Origin of the sequence: Bradyrhizobium sp. UBA2491 (assembly GCF_002341725.1) — a bacterium.
GTDB lineage: Bacteria > Pseudomonadota > Alphaproteobacteria > Rhizobiales > Xanthobacteraceae > Bradyrhizobium.
On record NZ_DDOP01000016.1, the window covers coordinates 30,857 to 50,820 of the forward strand.

Annotated in this window: 22 protein-coding genes and 1 pseudogene; 9 read left to right on the plus strand and 14 right to left on the minus strand. The window is 65.7% G+C overall.

Annotated elements, in window-relative coordinates; translation table 11 throughout:
* Positions 1-527, minus strand: a 527-nt coding sequence (locus B2W55_RS05165) for an ABC transporter ATP-binding protein (protein ID WP_291532186.1), incomplete at its 3' end; no start/stop codon positions are given.
* Between the two features lie 238 nt (positions 528-765).
* Between B2W55_RS05165 and B2W55_RS05170 the strand changes: the two genes are divergently transcribed.
* Positions 766-1,995, plus strand: coding sequence for a tetratricopeptide repeat protein (locus tag B2W55_RS05170; RefSeq protein ID WP_080890840.1), 1,230 nt, complete (start codon positions 766-768; stop codon positions 1,993-1,995).
* Between the two features lie 159 nt (positions 1,996-2,154).
* Here B2W55_RS05170 and B2W55_RS05175 read toward each other — a convergent pair whose 3' ends face one another.
* Together B2W55_RS05175 and B2W55_RS05180 are read right to left on the minus strand one after the other, a co-directional pair.
* Complete coding sequence (locus tag B2W55_RS05175) at positions 2,155-3,678, minus strand: ABC-F family ATP-binding cassette domain-containing protein (protein ID WP_024583709.1); 1,524 nt, start codon at positions 3,676-3,678, stop codon at positions 2,155-2,157.
* A gap of 351 nt (positions 3,679-4,029) precedes the next feature.
* Positions 4,030-6,717, minus strand: a complete 2,688-nt coding sequence (locus tag B2W55_RS05180; RefSeq protein ID WP_024583708.1) for a sensor domain-containing protein — start codon at positions 6,715-6,717, stop codon at positions 4,030-4,032.
* A gap of 199 nt (positions 6,718-6,916) precedes the next feature.
* Between B2W55_RS05180 and B2W55_RS05185 the strand changes: the two genes are divergently transcribed.
* On the plus strand, positions 6,917-8,080 hold the full coding sequence (locus tag B2W55_RS05185) for an NAD(P)/FAD-dependent oxidoreductase (protein WP_160306640.1): 1,164 nt from the start codon (positions 6,917-6,919) through the stop codon (positions 8,078-8,080).
* 90 nt (positions 8,081-8,170) lie between these two features.
* Here the strand turns inward: B2W55_RS05185 and B2W55_RS05190 are convergent, their stop codons facing one another.
* Positions 8,171-8,356 carry a YdcH family protein gene (locus tag B2W55_RS05190; RefSeq protein ID WP_024583706.1) on the minus strand — a complete coding sequence of 62 codons (186 nt, stop codon included), beginning with the start codon at positions 8,354-8,356 and terminating at the stop codon, positions 8,171-8,173.
* Between the two features lie 240 nt (positions 8,357-8,596).
* Here B2W55_RS05190 and B2W55_RS05195 point away from each other — a divergent pair, with 240 nt between their 5' ends.
* The 3 genes from B2W55_RS05195 (at position 8,597) to B2W55_RS05205 (ending at position 9,469) form a co-directional block, all read left to right on the plus strand.
* Positions 8,597-8,803 carry a YdcH family protein gene (locus B2W55_RS05195; RefSeq protein ID WP_024583705.1) on the plus strand — a complete coding sequence of 69 codons (207 nt, stop codon included), beginning with the start codon at positions 8,597-8,599 and terminating at the stop codon, positions 8,801-8,803.
* A 185-nt stretch (positions 8,804-8,988) separates the two neighbouring features.
* Positions 8,989-9,198: a hypothetical protein gene (locus B2W55_RS05200; RefSeq protein ID WP_024583704.1), complete on the plus strand. Its 210-nt coding sequence runs from the start codon at positions 8,989-8,991 to the stop codon at positions 9,196-9,198.
* A gap of 19 nt (positions 9,199-9,217) precedes the next feature.
* Positions 9,218-9,469, plus strand: a complete 252-nt coding sequence (locus B2W55_RS05205; RefSeq protein ID WP_024583703.1) for a hypothetical protein — start codon at positions 9,218-9,220, stop codon at positions 9,467-9,469.
* Here the strand turns inward: B2W55_RS05205 and B2W55_RS05210 are convergent.
* Entirely contained in the window at positions 9,466-10,230 is a 765-nt protein-coding gene (locus B2W55_RS05210; RefSeq protein ID WP_029879812.1) for a GGDEF domain-containing protein, read from the minus strand. The two genes, B2W55_RS05205 and B2W55_RS05210, sit on opposite strands and share 4 nt — an antisense overlap.
* Before the next feature lie 145 nt (positions 10,231-10,375).
* On the opposite strand from B2W55_RS05210, the gene purE reads away from it, so the two are divergent.
* Both purE and B2W55_RS05220 read left to right on the plus strand, forming a co-directional pair.
* Positions 10,376-10,864, plus strand: coding sequence for a 5-(carboxyamino)imidazole ribonucleotide mutase (purE, locus tag B2W55_RS05215; RefSeq protein WP_024583701.1), 489 nt, complete (start codon positions 10,376-10,378; stop codon positions 10,862-10,864).
* Positions 10,861-11,964, plus strand: a complete 1,104-nt coding sequence (locus B2W55_RS05220) for a 5-(carboxyamino)imidazole ribonucleotide synthase (RefSeq protein ID WP_024583700.1) — start codon at positions 10,861-10,863, stop codon at positions 11,962-11,964. The genes purE and B2W55_RS05220 overlap by 4 nt, the downstream gene beginning before the upstream one ends.
* A gap of 69 nt (positions 11,965-12,033) precedes the next feature.
* Here the strand turns inward: B2W55_RS05220 and aqpZ are convergent, their stop codons facing one another.
* The gene (gene aqpZ / locus B2W55_RS05225; protein ID WP_024583699.1) at positions 12,034-12,756 is read right to left on the minus strand and encodes an aquaporin Z; all 723 of its coding nucleotides are present in this window, start codon (positions 12,754-12,756) and stop codon (positions 12,034-12,036) included.
* A 265-nt stretch (positions 12,757-13,021) separates the two neighbouring features.
* On the opposite strand from aqpZ, the gene rpsU reads away from it, so the two are divergent.
* Both rpsU and B2W55_RS05235 read left to right on the plus strand, forming a co-directional pair.
* Positions 13,022-13,318: a 30S ribosomal protein S21 gene (gene rpsU, locus B2W55_RS05230; RefSeq protein ID WP_024583698.1), complete on the plus strand. Its 297-nt coding sequence runs from the start codon at positions 13,022-13,024 to the stop codon at positions 13,316-13,318.
* Between the two features lie 113 nt (positions 13,319-13,431).
* Positions 13,432-14,091: a tetratricopeptide repeat protein gene (locus B2W55_RS05235; protein ID WP_024583697.1), complete on the plus strand. Its 660-nt coding sequence runs from the start codon at positions 13,432-13,434 to the stop codon at positions 14,089-14,091.
* Positions 14,092-14,160: 69 nt separating this feature from the next.
* On the opposite strand, the gene B2W55_RS05240 is transcribed toward B2W55_RS05235, so the two are convergent.
* The 8 genes and pseudogenes from B2W55_RS05240 to B2W55_RS05275 all read right to left on the minus strand — a co-directional run.
* The gene (locus B2W55_RS05240; protein WP_024583696.1) at positions 14,161-15,051 is read right to left on the minus strand and encodes a hypothetical protein; all 891 of its coding nucleotides are present in this window, start codon (positions 15,049-15,051) and stop codon (positions 14,161-14,163) included.
* Positions 15,052-15,303: 252 nt separating this feature from the next.
* On the minus strand, positions 15,304-15,588 hold the full coding sequence (locus B2W55_RS05245; protein ID WP_024583695.1) for a cupin domain-containing protein: 285 nt from the start codon (positions 15,586-15,588) through the stop codon (positions 15,304-15,306).
* Positions 15,589-15,627: 39 nt separating this feature from the next.
* Positions 15,628-16,725, minus strand: coding sequence for a calcium:proton antiporter (locus tag B2W55_RS05250; protein WP_024583694.1), 1,098 nt, complete (start codon positions 16,723-16,725; stop codon positions 15,628-15,630).
* Between the two features lie 55 nt (positions 16,726-16,780).
* Positions 16,781-17,599, minus strand: coding sequence for an alpha/beta hydrolase (locus B2W55_RS05255; RefSeq protein ID WP_024583693.1), 819 nt, complete (start codon positions 17,597-17,599; stop codon positions 16,781-16,783).
* A gap of 15 nt (positions 17,600-17,614) precedes the next feature.
* A complete protein-coding gene (locus B2W55_RS05260; RefSeq protein ID WP_168200189.1) occupies positions 17,615-17,785 on the minus strand; it encodes a hypothetical protein in 171 nt (56 codons plus the stop codon).
* 11 nt (positions 17,786-17,796) lie between these two features.
* Positions 17,797-19,194, minus strand: coding sequence for an NAD(P)(+) transhydrogenase (Re/Si-specific) subunit beta (locus B2W55_RS05265; protein ID WP_100554770.1), 1,398 nt, complete (start codon positions 19,192-19,194; stop codon positions 17,797-17,799).
* A 42-nt stretch (positions 19,195-19,236) separates the two neighbouring features.
* Positions 19,237-19,554, minus strand: coding sequence for a proton-translocating transhydrogenase family protein (locus B2W55_RS05270; protein WP_016841609.1), 318 nt, complete (start codon positions 19,552-19,554; stop codon positions 19,237-19,239).
* An 11-nt stretch (positions 19,555-19,565) separates the two neighbouring features.
* Positions 19,566-19,964 (minus strand): annotated as a pseudogene (locus tag B2W55_RS05275) (NAD(P)(+) transhydrogenase (Re/Si-specific) subunit alpha); the annotation flags it as partial.

A 19,964-nucleotide genomic window follows, 5' to 3' on the forward strand; every position in this document is an offset into this window, starting at 1 on the left:
AGGATCAGGATCGGCGCATCCGCCAGGAAGGCGCGCGCCAGCGCCACGCGCTGCCGCTGTCCGCCGGAGAGCTGGTCGGGCTTGCGCTTCTCGAGCCCCTCGAGCTTGACGAGCGCGACCATCTCCGCGACGCGGGTCGCAATGTCGGCGCGCGCCATGCCGGCACGCTTCAGGCCGAACGCGATGTTGTCGCGCACCGACAGATGCGGAAACAGCGCATAGTTCTGGAACATCATGTTGACGGGCCGCTCGTGCGGCAGCACCTGGGCGATGTCGCTGCCGCCGAGCAGGATGCGGCCCTCGTCCGGGGTCTCGAAGCCGGCGAGCATGCGCAGCAGCGTGGTCTTGCCGCAGCCGCTCGGGCCGAGCAGCGCGAAGAACTCGCCGGCGCGGATATCGAGCGAGAGCTGGTCGACCGCGCGGAAATTGCCGAACGATTTGGCGACACCCTCGATCCGCAGCAGCGGCAGGTCCGAGATGGCCGGTTCGGGCAACGGCCGCGTCGCCTCCGCACTCGCTTCGTCCAATGTCACGTCCAATAGCCCCGATTCCCCGCCGGTTCGACAATGGCCGCAAGCTAGCGGCGGATCGCCAGCGGCTCAACCGCTTCAAGAACATCTCCCGCAATATTGTCGGCGCGCGCACCTCTGCTAGACTTCACAGCCAAACTCGGGAGGACAACCGATGATCCATGACCGCTACGCCCTGCCGCTCACCACGCGCTCGGAGCGCGCCGCTGCACATTACATCGACGGCGTCGATCGCATGCTGGCGGCGCTGCACGGCGCCGATGCCGCGTTCGAGGCAGCCATCGCCGAGGACCCGGATTTCGCGCTCGCCCATCTGGGGCGCGCGCGCGTCCACCAGCTCAACATGGAAGGCGCCCAGGCCCGCGCCAAGGCCGCCGATGCTCGGCGGCTCGCGGCGGCCACGAGCCCACGCGAGCGTCAGCACATCGAGATCATCGCGTCGGTGATCGAGGGCCAGGGCAAGAAGGCGATGACGGCAGCCGAACAACATCTGAGCGAATATCCGCGCGATGCGCAGATCCTCTCGCTGTTGCTCGGCGCCTTCGGCCTCTATGCCTTCTCCGGCCGGTCCGACCACGACGCGGCCCGGCTCACGATCTGCGAACGCTACACCGGCGACTATGGCGACGACTGGTGGTTCCTCACCTATCTCGGCTGGTCGAAGACCGAGGCCGGCGAGCTCGTCTCGGGTCGCGCCGTCACCGAGCGCGGCTATGCGCTGAAGCCGGAGAATGCCGGCGCCGCGCACGCGGTGGCGCACGCGCTGTTCGAGCAGGGCGACGCGGCGGAAGGCCGCAGCTTCCTCTCTGCGTGGCTGCCGGCGAATGATCGCACCAGCTTCCTGCAAGGCCATCTCGCCTGGCACCTCGCTCTGATCGCGATCGAGGAAGGCGATGCCGACAGTGCGCTCGAGATCTACGAGCAGCACATCAAGCCGGCCAACCGGCCCTATCCGCCGCTCAATATCTACACCGACACGGCCTCGCTGCTGTGGCGGCTGTCGGTCGCCGGCAAGACCGGTCTCGACGCGCACTGGAAGGATGTCGCCGCCTATGGCGACGGCTACTTCCCCAGGGCCGGCGCGCATTTCGCCGACGTGCACCACGCGCTGGTCGCGGCCACGACGAATAACGATGCGCTGGAGGCGCGGCTGGCCGAGATGGCGGCGCGCGACGCCGATGGCAAGCTCGCGCCCGGCCCCGCCGCGATCGGGCTCGGCCGCGGCATCGCGGCCTTCGCCGCCGGCGACCACGACAACGCCGTGCGCATCCTGGCGCCGTTGATGCCGGAACTGGTGCGGATCGGCGGCAGTCACGCACAACGTGAATTGTGGGAAGACACTTTCATCGTCGCATGCCTGCGCGCCGGCCAGGGCCGGCAAGCAACCGGCCTGATCTCGGAACGGCTGCATCGGCGGCCGTCGCGGCGCGACCTCGCCTGGTCGCAGGAGGCGGCACGGCAATAGCCGCTGTCGCGGCTATTCCCGTTTCTTCACACGATTTCTGATTATTGGAAATATATCCCTGAGTTGCCCGACGTGTCAAGTTGACTCGTCGAACGCCGGCCGCCGCCTTTGCATGGGGTTGTTTTCGATATTTTGGCCGCGTGCAGCCGCGGCGCTGTGTCAGCCAGCTCCGACGGAGGCGAAGAAGTGTTCGGGTCCATCGACCTCGACCAGCTTCCTGCCTTCGATCACCCAGAACCGGTTGGCCACCGACCGCACGAACTGGCGGTCATGCGACACCAGCAGGCAGCTGGCCTGCTGCTCCATCAGCTCCTCCTCCAGCGTCTCCTGGCCCTCGATATCGAGATGGTTGGTCGGCTCGTCGAGCAGATGGAAGTTCGGCTGGGTCAGCCGCAGCACCAGCATGCCGAGGCGCGCCTTCTGGCCGCCCGATAGCCGCCCGATCGGACGGCCCTGCATCTCGATCGAGAGACCGGCGCCGGCGAGCAGACCACGCGCACGCTGGTCGCCGACCTCGAAGCGCCGCGTCAGCATCTGCATCGGCGTGTCGCTGTCTGTGAGGTCGGCCAGCGCCTGGTCGCAATAGCCGAGCACCAATGACTCGGTGGCCCTGATCTCGGGTGCTGCCGCCTCCGGGGTCTCGATTGCCAGCCGCAGCGCCGCGACGAACCTCGTCTTGCCGGCGCCGTTCGGCCCGAGCAACGCGATGCGGTCGCCCTTGCAGATGAACTGCTGGCCGGTCCTGAACAACAGCCGGCCGTCGGGCGTGGTGATCGCGGCGTTGTTGAGCCTGACCAGAACCTTGGCATGGGTGTCGCGATTGGCGAGCCTGATGGTTCCCGCCGAGCGCTCGACATGCGCGGGCTTCGTCGCCTCCTCCAGTTTCTCGGCGCGCTGCTTCAGCTGCTTGGTCTTCGACAGCAGCAGGTCGCTGCCGGAGTTGATGCCGAGGTTGTTGAGCTTCGCGGCCTGCTGCCGGAGCTGCCGGACGGCCTTCATGTCGCGCTGATAGCGCCGCTCGTCGGAGGCATCGAACTCATCGACCGCCGCGCGCGCCGCGGTGTAGGGCAACGCATACAGCTGCGAGCGCTCCGGGCGCAGGAACAGCGTCCGGTTGGTGACGGCGTCGAGGAAAGCCCGATCATGGCTTGCGATCACCACCGGCATCTCGCGCGGCAGCGTGTTCAGCCAGGCTTCGAGCCTGTTGATCTTGGCGAGGTCGAGATGGTTGGTCGGCTCGTCGAGCAGCAGCAGGTCCGGCTCGGTCACCAGCGTGCGCGCCAGCAGCGCAAACCGCAGCCAGCCGCCGCTCAGCTGCTTCAGCGGCCTCTCCCACAGCTCGTTGGGCACGTCGAGCGATTGCAGGGCGACGTCGACCCGCCAGCCTTCGCTGGCGCGCTGCTCGGCGGGCAGCGCTTCGAGCACGGCGGCATGGAACGGTGCATCCAGCAGCCGCGCTGGCGCATCCTGCTCGACATGGCCGACGGTCAATCCGCGGGCACGGGTGATGTCGCCTTCGTTCGGCTCCATCGCACCGGCGATGCAGCGCAGCAGCGTGGATTTGCCGCGCCCGTTGGCGGCCACGAGGCCGATCCGGTCACCGGCGTTGACGACAAGGTTCAGTTCGGAAAACAGCGGCGCGTTCAGCGTCACGCCGAGATTGCGTAGATTGAGGAGGGTCACGATCGTTCTCTGGTCTTGCCGGCCATCACGACATCCCGAGGCGTCCAGCCATCGGATGCGTGTGTCGAAGCGCGGCGAGGGATTCATGTGCGGGCACGAACGCTCAGACGCTCGATGCCGCACGGCCACGAAGGGCAGACCAGGAAGAGATTTTACGCGAGTTTCCGGTCAGCCCTGCAAACGCATTTGCAGGGCGTTGACGGGGCCACGCCTGAAGTGGTGATCGAGAAATGTCGCCACGACGCAGCCCTCCTTTCTCGGCTGAAACGATGTTGACGGTCCATGATGTAATGGCCGACGGAGCGGATGGCAAGCGCATCGGTCCAGCGCGGACCGGCGGATCAGGCCAATCTACCCGGCCTTGAGCACGATTTCGGCGGGGGCCTCGCCGCCGACCAGCGCGGCAAATTGGCCGATCGGGGCCGGCCGGCCGATCAGATAGCCCTGCACCGCGTCGCAGCCTTCTTCGGAGAGGAAGCCGAGCTGCGCCTCGGTCTCGACGCCTTCGGCGACGATCGACATCTCGAGGCCGTGGCCGAGATCGATCACCGCGCGCACGATCGCGGCCGATTGCGGGTTGCGGCCAAGGTTGATGACGAAGGCGCGGTCGATCTTGATCTTGTCGAACGGGAACGCCTGCAGATAGCTCAGCGAGGAATAACCGCTGCCGAAATCATCCATCGAAATGCGGACGCCGAGCGCCTTCAGCCGCCGCAGCAGCGACAGGCCGCGGTCGAAATCCTCGATCAGCACGCCTTCGGTGATTTCGAGTTCGAGCCGGTCCGGGGTGAGCCCGGTCTCCAGCAGGATCGAATGGACCAGGCCGACGAGGTCGCCATGGGTGAATTGCGCCGGCGACAGGTTCACCGCGACCTGCAGCGGAACCGTCCATGAGGCGGCCTCCCGGCAGGCTTCGCGCAGGATCCATTCGCCCATCTCGACGATCAGGCCGCTTTCCTCGGCGATCGGAATGAAGTCGCCGGGCGGCACGAAGCCGCGCACCGGATGGTGCCAGCGCGCCAACGCCTCGAAGCCGATGATTTCGCTGGCCGCGACGCTCGCGCCTGCGACGGCCTGCGGCTGGTAGTAGAGCGACAATTCGCCGTTCTTGATCGCGACCGACAGCTCCTGGTGCAGCACGCGGCGATCGCGGATCTGCTGGTCCATGTCCGGCTCGAACAGCGAGATCGTGCCGCGCGACTTCGCCTTGGCGCGGAACAGCGCCGCGCCGGAATTGGCCAGCAGCGACGCCGCGTCGGAGCCGTTGTGCGGGAACACCGCTATGCCGGTGGTCAGGCCGGTCCGCACCGACTTGCCGTCGATCGCGAAGTCCTGCCCGAGCGCCTCGGCCGCCTGTTCGGCCAGTGCGATGCCCGCGGCGGGCTGCTTGCCGTCGATGATGAGGCCGAATTCGTCGCCCGACAGCCGCGCCACCACGCCACCGCGCGCCGCACCTTGCAGCCGCTGCGCGACCTCGATCAACACCTTGTCGCCGGTCGCATGACCATAGACGTCGTTGATCTCCTTCAACCCGTCGAGGTCGACGCAGAGCACGGCGAACTCCTCGTCGGTGCCGGCGCAGGCTTCGATCATCTGGGTCAGCGCCTGGAGGAAAGCAGCGCGGTTCGGCAGGTCGGTCAGGCCGTCATGATAGGCCATGTGCGCCATCCGCGACTCGGTCTGGCGCCGGTCGGTGACGTCCTCATGGGTCTTGATCAGGTATTGCGGCTCGCCGGCGTCGTCGAGCACGGTCATGCGGCGGGTCAGGAACAGCCGCAGGCCATCCTTGGTCGAGATCGGGTGCTCCTCCGCGATCATGCTGCGCTTGCGGATCGCAGCCTCATCGCGGGCGATGATCAGTTTGGCTTCGCGCTGGTTGAAAATGTCGGCGGCGGTCAGGCCAGCGGCATCCTCGCGGCGGCGGTTGAGGATCGTCTCGGCGCTGCGGTTGGCCAGCAGATAGCGGCCGTCGCTGACACGCTGCACGATCAGCGAGACCGGGATGTTGTCGACCACGAGTTCGAGGAATTTCTTGCTGTTCTCGAGTTCGCGCGACAGCGAGCGGCGGTCGGTGACGTCGTCGAACAGCGCGATCAGGAATTCCGGCTTGCCGGTCTCGTTGCGGGCAACGACCCGGTTGGACGCGAGGACGCGCTTCTGCGAACCGCGTTCGACCACGAATTCGCTGCGATGATAGCCTTCCGGCGCATTCAGCGCCGCACGGTCGGCGGCCTCGATGCTGGTCGCGGTCTCGGGTCGGAAGATCTCGTCGGCGCGCTTGCCCACGATGTGGTCGCGCGAGAAACGGGAGAACCGCTCGAATGCGCGGTTGGCGAAGATGTAGCGGCCGTCCTCGATGTTCTTGGCCGCAACGCAGACCGGAACGTTGTCGAGCACCGATTCCAGGAATTGCGTGGTCGAAGCGAGCTTGCGCGACAGCTTGCGCTGGTCGGTGCAATCGAGATGGGTCGCGACCGAGCCGCCGTTCGGCAGCGGAAAATATCTCACCAGCACCGACCTGCCGCCCGGCAGTTCCGTGACCAGCCCGTCCGGGGCCGCCGCCCTGGCAAAGAAATCCTCGGCGCTGACGTCGAGCACGCCACGGTCGCGGCGCAGCTCCAGCAACTCGGTGCCCGTCATGTTGCGCCTGATATCGGCGCGCGACAGGCCGTAGATCTCGAGATAGCGATCGTTGCAAAATACGATGCGCTCGCGCACATCGGTCATCACCACGCCCTGGTTCAGATGATTGAGGGCCGAGGAGACGAAGGCGTTGCGCCGCAATTGGGCGCGTCGGGCCTTGCGCAGTGCCGAGAGGATCCAGAGCCCGATCGCGCCGAGGAACGAGGCAACCACCACGCTGCCGATCAACAGCTCCCAGACCACGCCGGGATCGAGGTCACCGAGATAGCTCGACGGTGCGAACGCGTTGGAGGCGGCCCGGGCCGTGGCGGCAGGCGCAACAGCGGCAACCAGGCAAAAGACGACCCTTGCCGGAATCGAATTCTTCCCGCCCGCCTGCCACTTTCTGCCAGCCATCAATCACCCGCGGATTTCGGGGGCGAGTGTCCGGCTCCTGCGGTTTGGATCGGGTAAACAGGCACCAACGCAACCTGAAAATGTGACTCAATTTACGGCAATTGCCCTGACATGATTAATGCTCCGCTAACAGGACATGGCTCCCCGACTAATTGAGATGGCCCAACCACTTGCCCAAAACGAACGGATCGGCAGAACGATGCTGGCGCACGACGGCGAGCCGGTGGCCGCGCGAAAATTTCAGGACCTGAAGGACGAGATGGACAAGGTTGATTGCGTGGTCGTCGGTGCGGGGGTGATCGGCCTCGCGGTGGCGCGCCGGCTGGCACAGGCCGGCCGCGAAGTCATTGTGATCGAGGAGGCCGAAGGGATCGGCACCGTGACCTCGTCGCGCAACAGCGAGGTGATCCACGCCGGGATCTATTACAAGGCCGGCAGCCTGATGGCGCGGATGTGCGTCAGCGGCAAGCGGGCGCTCTACCGCTACTGCGCCGAACACGGCGTCCCGCACAAGAATTGCGGCAAGCTGATCGTCGCGACCACGCCCGCGGAGACCGAGAAACTACAGTCGATCCGGGCCCATGCCGCAGCCAACGGCGTCGACGACATGCAAGTATTGTCCGGCGACGCCGCCCGCGCGCTGGAGCCGGCGCTGAACTGCGACGCGGCGCTGCTGTCGCCCTCCACCGGGATCATCGACAGCCATGCCTACATGCTGGCGCTGCGCGGCGACGCCGAGGCGGCCGGCGCGGCATTCGCCTTCCATACACCGCTGCTCCACGCCAGGGCCACGGCAAACGGGTTCGAGGTCGAGGCCGGCGGCGCGGCGCCGATGACGCTCGCCTGCGATCTCCTGGTCAATGCCGCGGGCCTGGGTGCAACCGCGGTCGCGCGCGGTATCGAAGGCATGCCGATCGAACTGATACCGACGGCCTATCTGGCCAAGGGCAACTACTTCAGTTGCAGCGCCCGAGCCCCGTTCTCGCGGCTGATCTATCCGGTGCCGGAACCGGGCGGGCTCGGCGTGCACCTGACGCTCGACATGGCCGGCCAGGCAAGGTTCGGTCCCGACGTCGAATGGATCGACCACATCGACTATGCCGTCGATCCGGATCGGGCCGAGCGGTTCTATCCGGCGATCCGGAGATACTGGCCGACCCTGCCGGACGGCGCGCTGATGCCGAGCTATTCGGGAATCCGGCCCAAGATCGTGCCGCCGGCGGTCGCGACCCAAGATTTCCTGATCCAGGGACCGGCCGACCACGGCGTCGCCGGCCTGATCAACCTGTTCGGGATCGAATCGCCCGGACTGACATCATCGCTCGCGGTCGCCGACCATGTCGGCGATCTGGCGAGGCTCTGAGCAAATGCAGCATAGCCCCCGAGGGATGCGCGCTTCGGCGTTCATCCCTCGGCGAAAGGCCAATCTATTCGCTAGTTTGCGGGGGCTGACTTAGTGGACCGTGTCGTCGGCGGAAAGCTTCAACCGCTCGATCTGGTCCTTGACCATCAGTTTGCGGCGCTTCAGCTCGCAAATATGCAGGTCGTCTACGGAGGGGTGAACGAGCGCTTCGTGCAGTTCGTTCTCGAGTATTTTGTGCTTACGCTCCAGCTCAACGAGATGGGCCTGTATTGCCATTGCGAACACTCCTCGGTGCGTTAAACCTCAGGTTCGATCCGGACCAATAAGTGTACACAAGTGGGCGGTGCTGTCGATAGGGGACGCGATATGCCGCACGCACGCATTTCGGTTTATCTGTAACCAAATGTGATTATGGAACCAGTCCGGCTTGCGCGGCGCGCGCACAGGGACGATATTCCGGCGAACCGCTGCTTCGGCCGCAACAACCTCGTCGTACTTACCAGTTAATACACAACCATGAACGATCAGGATGAGCGCGAACTCCTTGCCGAGCTTGCGCGTCTGCAACAAGAGCACCGCGACCTCGATGCCGCGATCGACGCGCTGCATCAGTCGCCGGCGCCGGATCTCCTGATGCTGCAACGCCTAAAGAAGCGGAAGCTGCAATTGCGCGATCGCATCGCCTTCATCGAAGACCAGATCACGCCCGACATCATCGCCTGACGCACGCCTGTTGGGTTCGGCGGCCCGCCAGTTCAGGGGCGGCCAGGGTTTTCCCCATCATCCACAGCGCCACGCCGGCTTCACGTTCGCGGCAATGGACGCGCGCGCGGCTTTCGACGCTTGACTCCAGAGGAACAAAATAAGAACATACCAATCCAGCCGCCAGCCATCAGAGGGAACCCGCCATGTCTGCTCCGCCTTCTCCGCCCGACAACAGCCGCTACGAGAAGGCCTGCGACCAGGCGATCGCGATGTGCGACGGCAACCTGCGTAGCACCATCAAGGCCCTGATCATGGCCAACGAATATCTCGAAGCCGAACTGGAGGAATTGCAGGCCGCGATCACCGCCGGCTGCGTGCCGGCGCGGACCCAGCCGGCGAGCGACGCCGCCTGATTTCTCAGGGAGCACAGCGATGGCCGATGTTACCTATTACGTCGCGTTGCCTTTCATGCAGGACGACGACGGCACCCCGGTCGCCGGCAACGCCGAGGAATGCCAGAGTTCGGCGATTGCGCTGCGCCGCGCCGAGACGATGTCGCGGATGCCCGGCAGCATCGGCGCCGTCGCATTCAGCCGCACCGGCGACCCCGCGATCGGCGAATTCGGCGACGCCAAGCTGCTGCGGGCCTACGGCAACGTGCCGGAGGATTTGAGCGCGCTTTAGCCTTGGGATTGATCGCCAGGCTCGTGGCGCCGCTGTGCCTTGCGTACATACATCGCACGGTCGGCCTCATCGAGGACGCGGTCGATATCGGAATGTGCGGTGATGATCGCGACGCCCGCGGAGGCGCCAGCGGTGACACGGTTGCCACGGAATACGAAGGCGAGTTGATCGATCGCCTGTTCCAGCGCGGCGGCCTTGGCGCGGGCATCGATCTCGCTGAGATTCCACAGCAGCACGGCGAACTCGTCACCGCCGAGCCGGCCGATCACATCGGAAGCGCGCACCTGGTCCGATATCGCTGCGACGATCGTCTTCAGCACCGCGTCACCGGCTGCATGTCCGAACGCATCGTTGATCGGCTTGAGGCGGTCGACGTCGAGCACGATCAGCGCGCCGGAGGCCTGATAGCGCTTGATGAAGGAGAGCGAGCGGATGAGTTCGCGCTCGAAACCGCGGCGGTTCAGGATGCCGAGCAGGAAGTCGGTCTCGGCGGAGGCTTGCAGTTCCTCGATCCGGGCCTGGGCCCGCACCAGTTGCGCCCGCAGACGGCGGATCGTGGATTTGTCGCCGGATGCGACCGCACCTCGCGTGGTAGCTTCCGCTCCAGCCGCCTTGGTTCCTGCCCGCTTGGTTCCGGCCTGCTTGGTTCCAGTCTGCTTGGTTCCAGTCTTGCCGGGTGCGGATTTGCGCACGGGAGCTGCGCCTTTCCGTCGTTTTGCCGCCCCGGACGCGGCCGCCGTCGTCTTCTTCTTCATGCGCATCCTTGTTGAGGCCTGCTTATGAAGGCTTGCCGGGATTCACCAAGACAGGATAGTGCATTCTAACTCCCTTGCCACGCCTTGGATGCCGCCCGGGCCGCCCCTATAATCGGCCTATGCTTTTGGATTCCTGCACAGAATTGAAGAGATGACCGCTCCGATCGCCATCATCATGGGAAGCCAGTCCGACTGGGAAACCATGCGCCACGCCGCCGAGACGCTGGCCGCGCTCGGTATTGCCTGCGAAACGCGCATTGTTTCGGCCCACCGCACCCCGGATCGGCTCTATGCCTTTGCCAAGGGCGCCAAGGCGGCCGGCCACAAGGTGATCATTGCCGGCGCCGGTGGTGCCGCGCACCTGCCGGGCATGACCGCCGCGCTGACGGAGCTTCCGGTGTTCGGAGTTCCCGTCGAATCCAAGGCGCTGTCCGGCGTCGATTCGCTCTATTCGATCGTGCAGATGCCGGCCGGCATCCCGGTCGGGACGCTGGCGATCGGCAAAGCCGGCGCGATCAATGCCGCATTGCTCGCGGCAAGCGTGCTCGCGCTGAACGATCCCGCTTTGTCGGCCCGGCTTGCGGCCTGGCGAAAGCAGCAGACCGACGCGGTCAAGGACCAACCGGAGGGCTCGGCGTGACGGCTTCCCATCCAGTGAAGCTGAAGCCGGGCGACACCATTGGAATCCTCGGCGGCGGCCAATTGGGCCGGATGCTGGCGATGGCCGCGGCGCGCCTTGGGCTGCGCTGCGAGGTGTTCTCACCGGATCCGGATTCGCCGGCCTTCGACGTGGTGCAGCACGCGACCTGCGCCGAATATGCCGATGTCGAAGCGCTCGAACTGTTCGCCAACGACGTCGACGTCGTCACCTACGAGTTCGAGAACGTGCCGGCCGCGACTGCCATAGTGCTGGCCGCACGCCGCCCGGTGCTGCCCGCCTACAAGATCCTCGAGACCACGCAGGACCGGCTGATCGAGAAGGATTTCGTCAGCAAGCTCGGCATCGGCACCGCCGCCTATGCCGACGTCTCCTCGGTCGCCACGCTACGCAGCGCGATCGAACGGATCGGCCTGCCTGCCGTCATCAAGACCCGCCGCTTCGGTTATGATGGCAAGGGCCAGGCCATCATCCGCGCCGGCGACGACCTCGACCAAGTCTGGGACGATCTCGGCACCAAGTCGGCCATCCTCGAGGCCTTCGTGCCGTTCGAGCGCGAAATCTCGGTGATCGCGGCACGCTCGGCGTCGGGCGAGGTCGAATGCTTCGACGTCACCGAGAACGAGCACCGCGATCACATATTGAAGGTTTCCCGCGCACCGGCTGCGATTCCCGACGAGCTCGCCGCGCAGGCCCGGGCAATCGCCGAGAAGATCGCCGCGGCGCTCGACTATGTCGGCGTGCTCGCGGTCGAGATGTTCGTGGTGCCCGGCAACGGCACCGCGACGGTGCTGGTCAACGAGATCGCACCACGCGTGCACAATTCCGGTCACTGGACGCTCGACGGCGCCTCGATCTCGCAGTTCGAACAGCACATCCGCGCGATCGCCGGCTGGCCGCTCGGCAAGCCGGTGCGCCACGGCGAGGTCACCATGACCAACCTGATTGGCGACGACATCCTGAGCTACGAGCAGTGGCTCGCCGTTCCCGGCGCCACCGTGCATCTGTACGGCAAGGGCACGCCGCGTCCCGGCCGCAAGATGGGCCACGTCACCGAGGTGACGCCGCCCCGCAAGCCGTAGCTCCAACCGGCAGCCGCCTTCGCTTGATCGATGGAAATGGGATCGTGCGAGCACGATCCCATTCGCCGATCAGGCCGTCTTCACGCCGGCGACGATGCCGGAGGGCTCGTCGCTGAGCCAGCGATAGATCACGCCGCCGAGCGCGCCGCCGATCAGGGGCGCAACCCAGAACAGCCAGAGCTGCCCCAGCGCCCAGCCGCCCACGAACAACGCCGGTCCGGTGCTGCGCGCCGGGTTCACCGAGGTGTTGGTGACGGGAATGCTGACGAGATGGATCATCACCAGCGCGAGCCCGATCGCGAGCGGCGCGAAGCCGGCCGGCGCCTTGCCATGGGTCGATCCCATGATGATGAACAGGAACATCATGGTCATCACCACTTCGGTGATGAAGCACACCACCATGCTGTACTGGCCCGGCGAATGCGCATCATAGCCGTTGGAGGCGAAGCCCTTGCTGACATCGAAGCCGGGTGCGCCGCTGGCGATCACATAGAGCAGCCAGGCCGCGATGATCGCGCCGGCGACCTGCGCGATGATGTAGGGCAGCACCTGGCCGCCCGGAAAACGCCCGCCCGCGGCGAGCCCGACCGTCACGGCCGGATTGAGGTGACATCCCGAGATATGGCCGATGGCATAGGCCATGGTGACGACGCTCAACCCGAACGCCAGTGACACGCCGACGAGGCCGATTCCGACCTGCGGAAAGCCGGCCGCGATGACAGCGCTGCCGCAGCCAGCGAATGTGAGCCAGAACGTACCGATCAGTTCGGCAGCGTATTTCTTCATATCCATGTGGCATCTCCCCTATTTCCAATGTCCGGAGTTATCAAAAACTCCGGGAGCGGCCTCGATCCTGGCGCCAAACCACCCAAATCAGGGCTGCACAAAGGCATTTTCGCCGCATTTCGTGGCTTTACTAGGCCCGAAAGTCACTCGACCGGTGGACATCCGCGCGTTTGTCTGGTACATGCGCGCGCCTAGGGTTTAGAGGCAGGCCTTTTGCCGCCCCTTCACCTCGCCAGAATTCCGAACCGATCAATTCAAAAGAGGATGCCGCGTGCAGGTTCTCGTCCGCGATAACAATGTCGACCAAGCCCTGAAGGCGCTGAAGAAGAAGATGCAGCGCGAGGGCATTTTCCGCGAGATGAAGCTCCGCGGTCACTACGAAAAGCCCTCCGAGAAGAAGGCCCGCGAAAAGGCCGAAGCCGTGCGCCGCGCGCGCAAGCTGGCGCGCAAGAAGCTGCAGCGCGAAGGCCTGCTGCCGATGAAGCCGAAGCCGGTGTTCGGTGCTGGTGCGGGTGGCGATCGCGGTGGCCGTCCCGGTGGTGCAGGCGCTGGTCGCGGCCCTCGCTGAACCGTTTTGCCGATCTGAATACCTAACAGCGCGGGCCCCGGGCCCGCGTTGTCGTTTTGAAGCAGGCCGCGTTCCGGGGTACCCATGCAAGATCACCGGCTGGAGCATTTTGCATGACGGAGGCTCCGGCCCCCCGCGCCCTCGTCCCAAAATCAGCGCAACGCCATCGCGCGGCGCAACTCGTCGTCATCGCGGTGGTTCTCGGTCTGCCGCTCGGGGGCTGCTCCTTCGACCTGGGATCGTGGGGCTCAGACGACAAGCCGAAGCCCGCTGCCACCCCCGATAAGCCGGCCGCCGATGCGGTTACCCCGCAGGACGTCAGCACCGCCAAGGACCATGTCACGCGTGGCCAGGTGCTGGCGCATTCCGGCAAGCTCGATGAGGCGATGACGGAGTTCGAGCAGGCGCTGACGGCCGATCCCTACAACATCCAGGCGCTGTATGGCCGTGCCCTGATCTATCAGGGCCGCGGCCAGCATCAGCAGGCGATCGACGATTTCACGGCGGCGAGCAGGCTGGCGCCCCAGAAGGCCGAGCCGCTGGTCGGCCGCGCCACGAGCTACCTGGCACTCGACAGGGGCAAGGAAGCCGCCACCGACCTCGATGAAGCCGTGCAGGCCGATCCCAACAACGTTGCGGCGTGGACCGCGCGGGGTCAGGCCTACGAGCGGCTCGGCGACAAAGCCAAGGCGGCGGCGTCCTACAGTCGCGCGCTCGCGCTGCGGCCGAATGACGGGAACGCGCGCAACGGGCTGGCCCGCACCGGCGGCTAGAGCACGATCCGGAAAGATGGAAACCGGCTTTCCGAACAGATCATGCTCAACATGATCTGATGGTTCGGATTATTTCGGCAGGACGGCGTGGAACATCGACTTCATGCCGGAGAACATGTCGTCGGTCACCGACGAGCGCTCGCTCTTGGGCACCGGCATGACGGCGTCGGCGCGCAGATCGAGCGGGGCCTGCAACACCGGAACCGGGATGTCGGCCGGCGGCGTCAACCGATTCGAATCCTGGGCGTTGGCCTGAGCGTCGGCGGCGTAGGGCGGCCGCGACTGCGAGGACTGATCGACGTTCTCACCCGACGGGTTCGACACCATGATCGGGGGCGGCAGCGGCCGGATCGCCGACGTGGCCGGCGGACGCTGCGCCTCGGGCAGACGGGCGAGATCGGTGCGCTGTGCGTCCTGGGAGCGCGTAGCGTCCTGAGAGCGCGCGGCATCCTGGGAACGCGCAGCCTCTTGCGGACGCTCCTTGCGCAGCCGTTCGATGGCGGCACGCGCGAGATCGTTGGCGTCGCGATTCTCCTCCGGCGCGACTGCGGCCTCGACAGGCTGCGGTGCGGCCGCAGGCGTCACCTTCGCGACCGCCTTCGGCGCCGCCTGGTGATGACGCGAATCAGCGGGGATGCTGGCCGTCTCGGCGGGTGCGTCAGCCTTGAGGTCGGCTGATTTCTCGGCGGGCTTCTCGGTGACGGTGGCCTTCTCGGATGCCGACCGCTCGATCAGCGTGCGCTCGGACATGCCCTTGGCCTTCACGCCGGCTTCGGGGAGGCTGCTGACGACGGTGGGCTTTTCGGCGGGCTTCTCAACGGTCTTGGCGGCGGTCACGGCAGCGGTGGCCGGCGCTTCCGGCCTGGCCACGATGTAGTGATTGACGATGTATGCCCCGATGATGGTCGCCGCCACCGAGGGCAAGATGTCCATCACAAATTTCTTCAGGTAACTCAGCATGACCTGCCACTCCCCGCCCCTTTATTTCATGCTGGAACTTTGAGGCACATTCAGGGATCAACTGCGTCGGATCGGTGGCAAACCCCCGTTCCGACGTCACCTTTGGTGTCACTTTGGTTTCAGCCGGAGGCGTCCCCTGCGCAAGGCCGCGTCCGGCTTTTAGATCATCGTGCAGACGTTAACGGCTTATGAATTTCCACAACGGCGCGTGCTCGGAGCTGCTATTCGAACTTTGCAGAGTTCCGGTCCGCCTCAGGGCTTGAGTTCGACCTCGAGGAACACGATCTCGCTGGCGGTCTCGTTGAGGACATCGTGCTGGACCCCGGCTTTGCGGAAATACGACTTGCCGGCCCCAAGCTGGGCCTTGGAACGCTCGCCGTTCGGCGCCACGATCGTCATCTCGCCGGCGGTGATCGGAACGATGACATAGTCCATCTCGTGGGTATGCGGACCGGTTGCGCTGCCCGGCGCTAGCCGCCACTCGGTCACACGGACCTCGGCGGTATCGACCTGAACATCCGATTTGGCGCTGAGCATCGTCACGTCTCCAAGTTTCTTGTTTGAACGGATCGCGCGCTACGGCACGAACACCATGAACACGAACACCGCGAACACCACCATGTGAACGAGCCCGAACAGGATGTTGGTGCGACCGGTTCCGAAGGTGAGCATGCTGACCATGAAGGTCAGCAGCAGGATCAGCATATGCTGGTTGCTGAGGCCGAGCACCAGTTCCTTGTCGAGCGCATAGGCGGCCACGGCAACGGCGGGAACCGTGAGCCCGATGGTCGCGATCGAGGAGCCGAGCGCAAGGTTGATGCTCTTCTGCAGGTCGTTCTTGCGCGCGGCCGATACCGCGGCAACGCTTTCCGGCAACAGGATCAGGGCCGCCACCACCAAGCCCGCAAAGGCCGGCGGCGCGCCGATCTTGACCGTGACGACATCGACCACCAGCGAGAATTTCTTGGCCAGCAGCACCACCGCCAGCAGCGACACCAGCAGCAGGGCAACGCTGATCGCCGTCTCGCGGTCCGACATCACCTCGCCATGCGCCGCCGCCTCATTGGCGCCGCTGACGAAGTAATCGCGGTGGCGGATGGTCTGGGTGTACAGGAACACCGCATAGAGCAGCAGGGTCACGACGCTGATCACCGCGAGCTGGGCGGTGGAATACATCGGTCCCGGCGCGGTGAGGGTGAAATTCGGCATGTCCAGCGTGATGGTCGCGAGCACGAACAGCACGCTGAGATAGAGGTTGGCACCGGTGATCTGGAAATCCTGCTCGCGGTAGCGGATGCCGCCAATGAAGATGCAGAGCCCGACCAGGCCGTTGCAGACGATCATCACCACCGCGAACACGGTGTCGCGCGCCAGCGTCGGCGCCGGGGTGTCGCCCAGCATGATGGTCGCGATCAGCGCCACCTCGATGATCGTGACCGCGAGCGTCAGCAGCAGCGTGCCGAATGGCTCGCCAATCCGCTCGGCGATCATTTCGGCGTGGTGGACCGCCGCGAATACGGTGCCGAACAGGATGACGAGCAACACGGCCGCGAACAGCCAGCCTCCCGCCGATGGCGCGAAGACGTAACCTGAGGCCGAGACCGCGGCGAACAACAACACCGCGAGAATGGGATACAGCCAAGCCGACCGTGGCATCGGTCCGTGTGCGCTCATATTGTCCGACCTCTCAATTCGACTGGCGCGAGTATGCGACAGACAATCGCCGCCGTCAGCCTCCCGCGGCGTCGATAAACCGCCTTGCGATCGCCATCGCACCGAAATCGTCGAGATTGTCATGCCCGCCACCGGGCAGGCGCACGAATTGCTTGGGCTCATGGGCGAGGCCGAACAGGCACTCGCCGAAACGGATCGGGATCACCGGATCGGCGGTGCCATGCATGATCAGGAGCGGCGCCTTGACGCCGGTGATCCGCCGGTCGGAATGGAATTGGTCCCGCATCAGCAGGCTGACCGGCACATACCAGAACAGCGCGCCCGCGACGTCGACCGTCGACGTGTAAGGCGCCTCCAGGATCAGCCTGCCGACCGGATGCCCGGCGGCGAGCGCCACCGCAACGCCGGTGCCGAGCGAGAATCCCCAGGCCACGATCTGCTCGGCACGGTAGCGCGCGGTGGCGAAGGCGTAAGCCGCCGCGACGTCCTGAAGCAGTCCCTGCTCGCTCGGAGATCCGCTCGAGCCGGCATAGCCGCGATAGGACAGCGCCACCAGCCCGGTGCCGTCGGCCGTGATGGCCTTGAAGCGCGCCACGCGGCCGGCAAGGAAATCGCCATTGCCGGGAAAGAACAGCACGACCGGCCGGCCCGGCTTCGCCGGCACGTGCCAGACGATGACCTTCTCGCCGTCGGCGGTGGTCAGGACATGCTCCTCCGCGTCCGGAAGACCGGCGGCCGCCGGTGCCGTCCGTCCGACCGGCGGCGCCGGAAACAGCAAGTCACGCTGCTTGAGGTACAGCACCGCGAGCCCGCCCAGATAGACGACCACTGCCGCGACCAGGAGCCATTTCAGGATTGCGAGAGCCAGCGTCATCACCAGTGACCGCGGCTATTTTTTGCCGCGGAGCTTCCGCCGCTTCTCGACGTCAGCCTTGATGCTGTCAGGAACCGGACGGCAGGCGCAGGCCGCCACATGCGCGACATGCCACTCGATCCGCTGTTCGCGCGTCGCCCGGGGCGGCATGCGATGCGCGCGATGCCAGTCCCGGTTCAGCGCCATCGCGATCGGTCCTACATCGCCTTGACGATGTTCTCGGTGACCTTCTTGGCGTCGCCGAGCAGCATCATGGTGTTGTCGCGGTAGAACAGCGGATTGTCGATGCCCGCATAGCCCGACGCCAGCGAGCGCTTGATGAACATCACGGTGCCGGCCTTCCACACCTGCAGCACCGGCATGCCGTAGATCGGCGAGGTCTTGTCCTCTTCGGCCGCCGGGTTGGTGACGTCGTTGGCGCCGATCACGAACGCGATGTCGGCCTGCGCGAACTCCGAATTGATGTCCTCGAGCTCGAACACCTCGTCATAGGGCACGTTGGCCTCGGCCAGCAGCACGTTCATGTGGCCGGGCATGCGGCCCGCCACCGGGTGGATGGCGTACTTCACCTCGACGCCTTCCTTCTTCAAAAGGTCGGCCATCTCGCGCAGCGCGTGCTGGGCCTGCGCCACCGCCATGCCGTAGCCGGGCACGATGATGACCTTGGAGGCGTTCTTCATGATGAAGGCGGCGTCGTCGGCCGAGCCGAGTTTTGCGGGCTTCTGCTCGCCGGAGCCGCCGCCGGCCGCCGCGGTCTCGCCGCCGAAGCCGCCGAGGATCACCGAGATGAACGAGCGGTTCATCGCGTGGCACATGATGTAGGACAGGATCGCGCCGCTTGATCCGACCAGCGCGCCGGTGATGATCAGCGCCGAGTTGCCGAGCGTGAAGCCGATGCCGGCCGCGGCCCAGCCGGAGTACGAGTTCAGCATCGAGATCACGACCGGCATGTCGGCGCCGCCGATCGGGATGATCATCAAGACGCCGAGCGCCAGCGCCAGGATCACGATCATCCAGAAGTCGAACGCGCTGCCCGACAGCACGAGACCGACGATGAAGAACACCAGCGCCAGCGCCAGCACGATGTTGATGACGTGGCGGAACGGCAGGATGATCGGCGCACCGCTCATCCTGGCCGACAGCTTCAGGAACGCGATCACCGAGCCGGTGAAGGTCAACGCGCCGATCGCAACCCCGAGCGACATCTCGACCAGGCTCTGCGGATGGATGTTGCCTGATGTGCCGATGTCGAACGCCTCGGGCGCATAGAACGCACCGGCGGCGACCAGCACCGCGGCCATGCCGACCAGCGAGTGGAACGCGGCGACGAGCTCCGGCATCGAGGTCATCGGCACCCGGCGCGCGATCACCGCACCGATGCCGCCGCCGATCGCGACCGCGAGGATCACCAGCAGCCAGGCCACGCCGTCGGCCGGCGGATGGGCCGCAAGCGTCGTGCCGACCGCGATCGCCATGCCGATCATGCCGAACATGTTGCCCTGGCGCGACGACGCCGGGCTCGACAGCCCGCGCAGCGACAGGATGAACAGCACCCCCGCCACGAGATACAACAGTGCAGAGAGATTGGCGCTCATCTCAGGTCCCCCAAATCCTTACATCACCCCGAGGTGTGCCGTTTACTTGGCTTTCTTCTTGTACATCGCCAGCATGCGCTGGGTGACCAGGAAGCCGCCGAAGATGTTCACGCAGGCGAAGATCAGCGCCACGAAGCCGAAGCCGCGGGCCCAGCCCGAGCCGCTCGACACCATGCCGACGCCGACCGCGAGCAGCGCACCGACCACGATCACCGAGGAGATCGCGTTGGTCACGCTCATCAGCGGCGTGTGCAGCGCAGGCGTCACCGACCACACCACGAAATAGCCGACGAACACGGCGAGCACGAAGATCGACAGCCGGAACACAAAGGGATCGACGGCCTGCGCGAGATGCTCCATGGCTTGGCTCCTTACTTCGGCTGGAAGTTGGGATGGATGACGGCGCCGTCCTTGGTCAGCGCGGTGGCCTTCACCAGCTCGTCGTCCCAGTTGACCGCGAGCGCCTTGCTGGCCTTGTCGACCATGGTCTCGATGAACGAGAACAGGTTGCGCGCGTAGAGGCTGGAGGCCGAGGCCGCGACCCGGCCGGCGACATTGGTGTAGCCGACGATCTTGATGCCGTCGGTCTCGACCACCTCGCCGGGCTTCGCGCCCTCGACATTGCCGCCGCGCTCGACCGCGAGATCGACCAGCACCGAGCCGGGCTTCATCGACTTCACCATCTCGCCCGAGACCAGCTTCGGCGCCGGACGGCCCGGGATCAGCGCGGTGGTGATCACGATGTCCTGCTTCTTGATGTGCTCGGCGGT

Bases quoted from the DNA above. Each gene is read 5' to 3' on its own strand.
- B2W55_RS05170 (WP_080890840.1), top strand. From the start codon at position 766: ATGCTGGCGGCGCTGCACGGCGCCGATGCCGCGTTCGAGGCAGCCATC.
- B2W55_RS05180 (WP_024583708.1), bottom strand. From the start codon at position 6,717: ATGGCTGGCAGAAAGTGGCAGGCGGGCGGGAAGAATTCGATTCCGGCA.
- B2W55_RS05185 (WP_160306640.1), top strand. From the start codon at position 6,917: ATGCTGGCGCACGACGGCGAGCCGGTGGCCGCGCGAAAATTTCAGGAC.
- B2W55_RS05190 (WP_024583706.1), bottom strand. From the start codon at position 8,356: ATGGCAATACAGGCCCATCTCGTTGAGCTGGAGCGTAAGCACAAAATA.
- B2W55_RS05195 (WP_024583705.1), top strand. From the start codon at position 8,597: ATGAACGATCAGGATGAGCGCGAACTCCTTGCCGAGCTTGCGCGTCTG.
- B2W55_RS05200 (WP_024583704.1), top strand. From the start codon at position 8,989: ATGTCTGCTCCGCCTTCTCCGCCCGACAACAGCCGCTACGAGAAGGCC.
- B2W55_RS05205 (WP_024583703.1), top strand. From the start codon at position 9,218: ATGGCCGATGTTACCTATTACGTCGCGTTGCCTTTCATGCAGGACGAC.
- B2W55_RS05210 (WP_029879812.1), bottom strand. From the start codon at position 10,230: ATGCGCATGAAGAAGAAGACGACGGCGGCCGCGTCCGGGGCGGCAAAA.
- purE (WP_024583701.1), top strand. From the start codon at position 10,376: ATGACCGCTCCGATCGCCATCATCATGGGAAGCCAGTCCGACTGGGAA.
- aqpZ (WP_024583699.1), bottom strand. From the start codon at position 12,756: ATGGATATGAAGAAATACGCTGCCGAACTGATCGGTACGTTCTGGCTC.
- B2W55_RS05235 (WP_024583697.1), top strand. From the start codon at position 13,432: ATGACGGAGGCTCCGGCCCCCCGCGCCCTCGTCCCAAAATCAGCGCAA.
- B2W55_RS05240 (WP_024583696.1), bottom strand. From the start codon at position 15,051: ATGCTGAGTTACCTGAAGAAATTTGTGATGGACATCTTGCCCTCGGTG.
- B2W55_RS05245 (WP_024583695.1), bottom strand. From the start codon at position 15,588: ATGCTCAGCGCCAAATCGGATGTTCAGGTCGATACCGCCGAGGTCCGT.
- B2W55_RS05250 (WP_024583694.1), bottom strand. From the start codon at position 16,725: ATGAGCGCACACGGACCGATGCCACGGTCGGCTTGGCTGTATCCCATT.
- B2W55_RS05255 (WP_024583693.1), bottom strand. From the start codon at position 17,599: ATGACGCTGGCTCTCGCAATCCTGAAATGGCTCCTGGTCGCGGCAGTG.
- B2W55_RS05260 (WP_168200189.1), bottom strand. From the start codon at position 17,785: ATGGCGCTGAACCGGGACTGGCATCGCGCGCATCGCATGCCGCCCCGG.
- B2W55_RS05265 (WP_100554770.1), bottom strand. From the start codon at position 19,194: ATGAGCGCCAATCTCTCTGCACTGTTGTATCTCGTGGCGGGGGTGCTG.
- B2W55_RS05270 (WP_016841609.1), bottom strand. From the start codon at position 19,554: ATGGAGCATCTCGCGCAGGCCGTCGATCCCTTTGTGTTCCGGCTGTCG.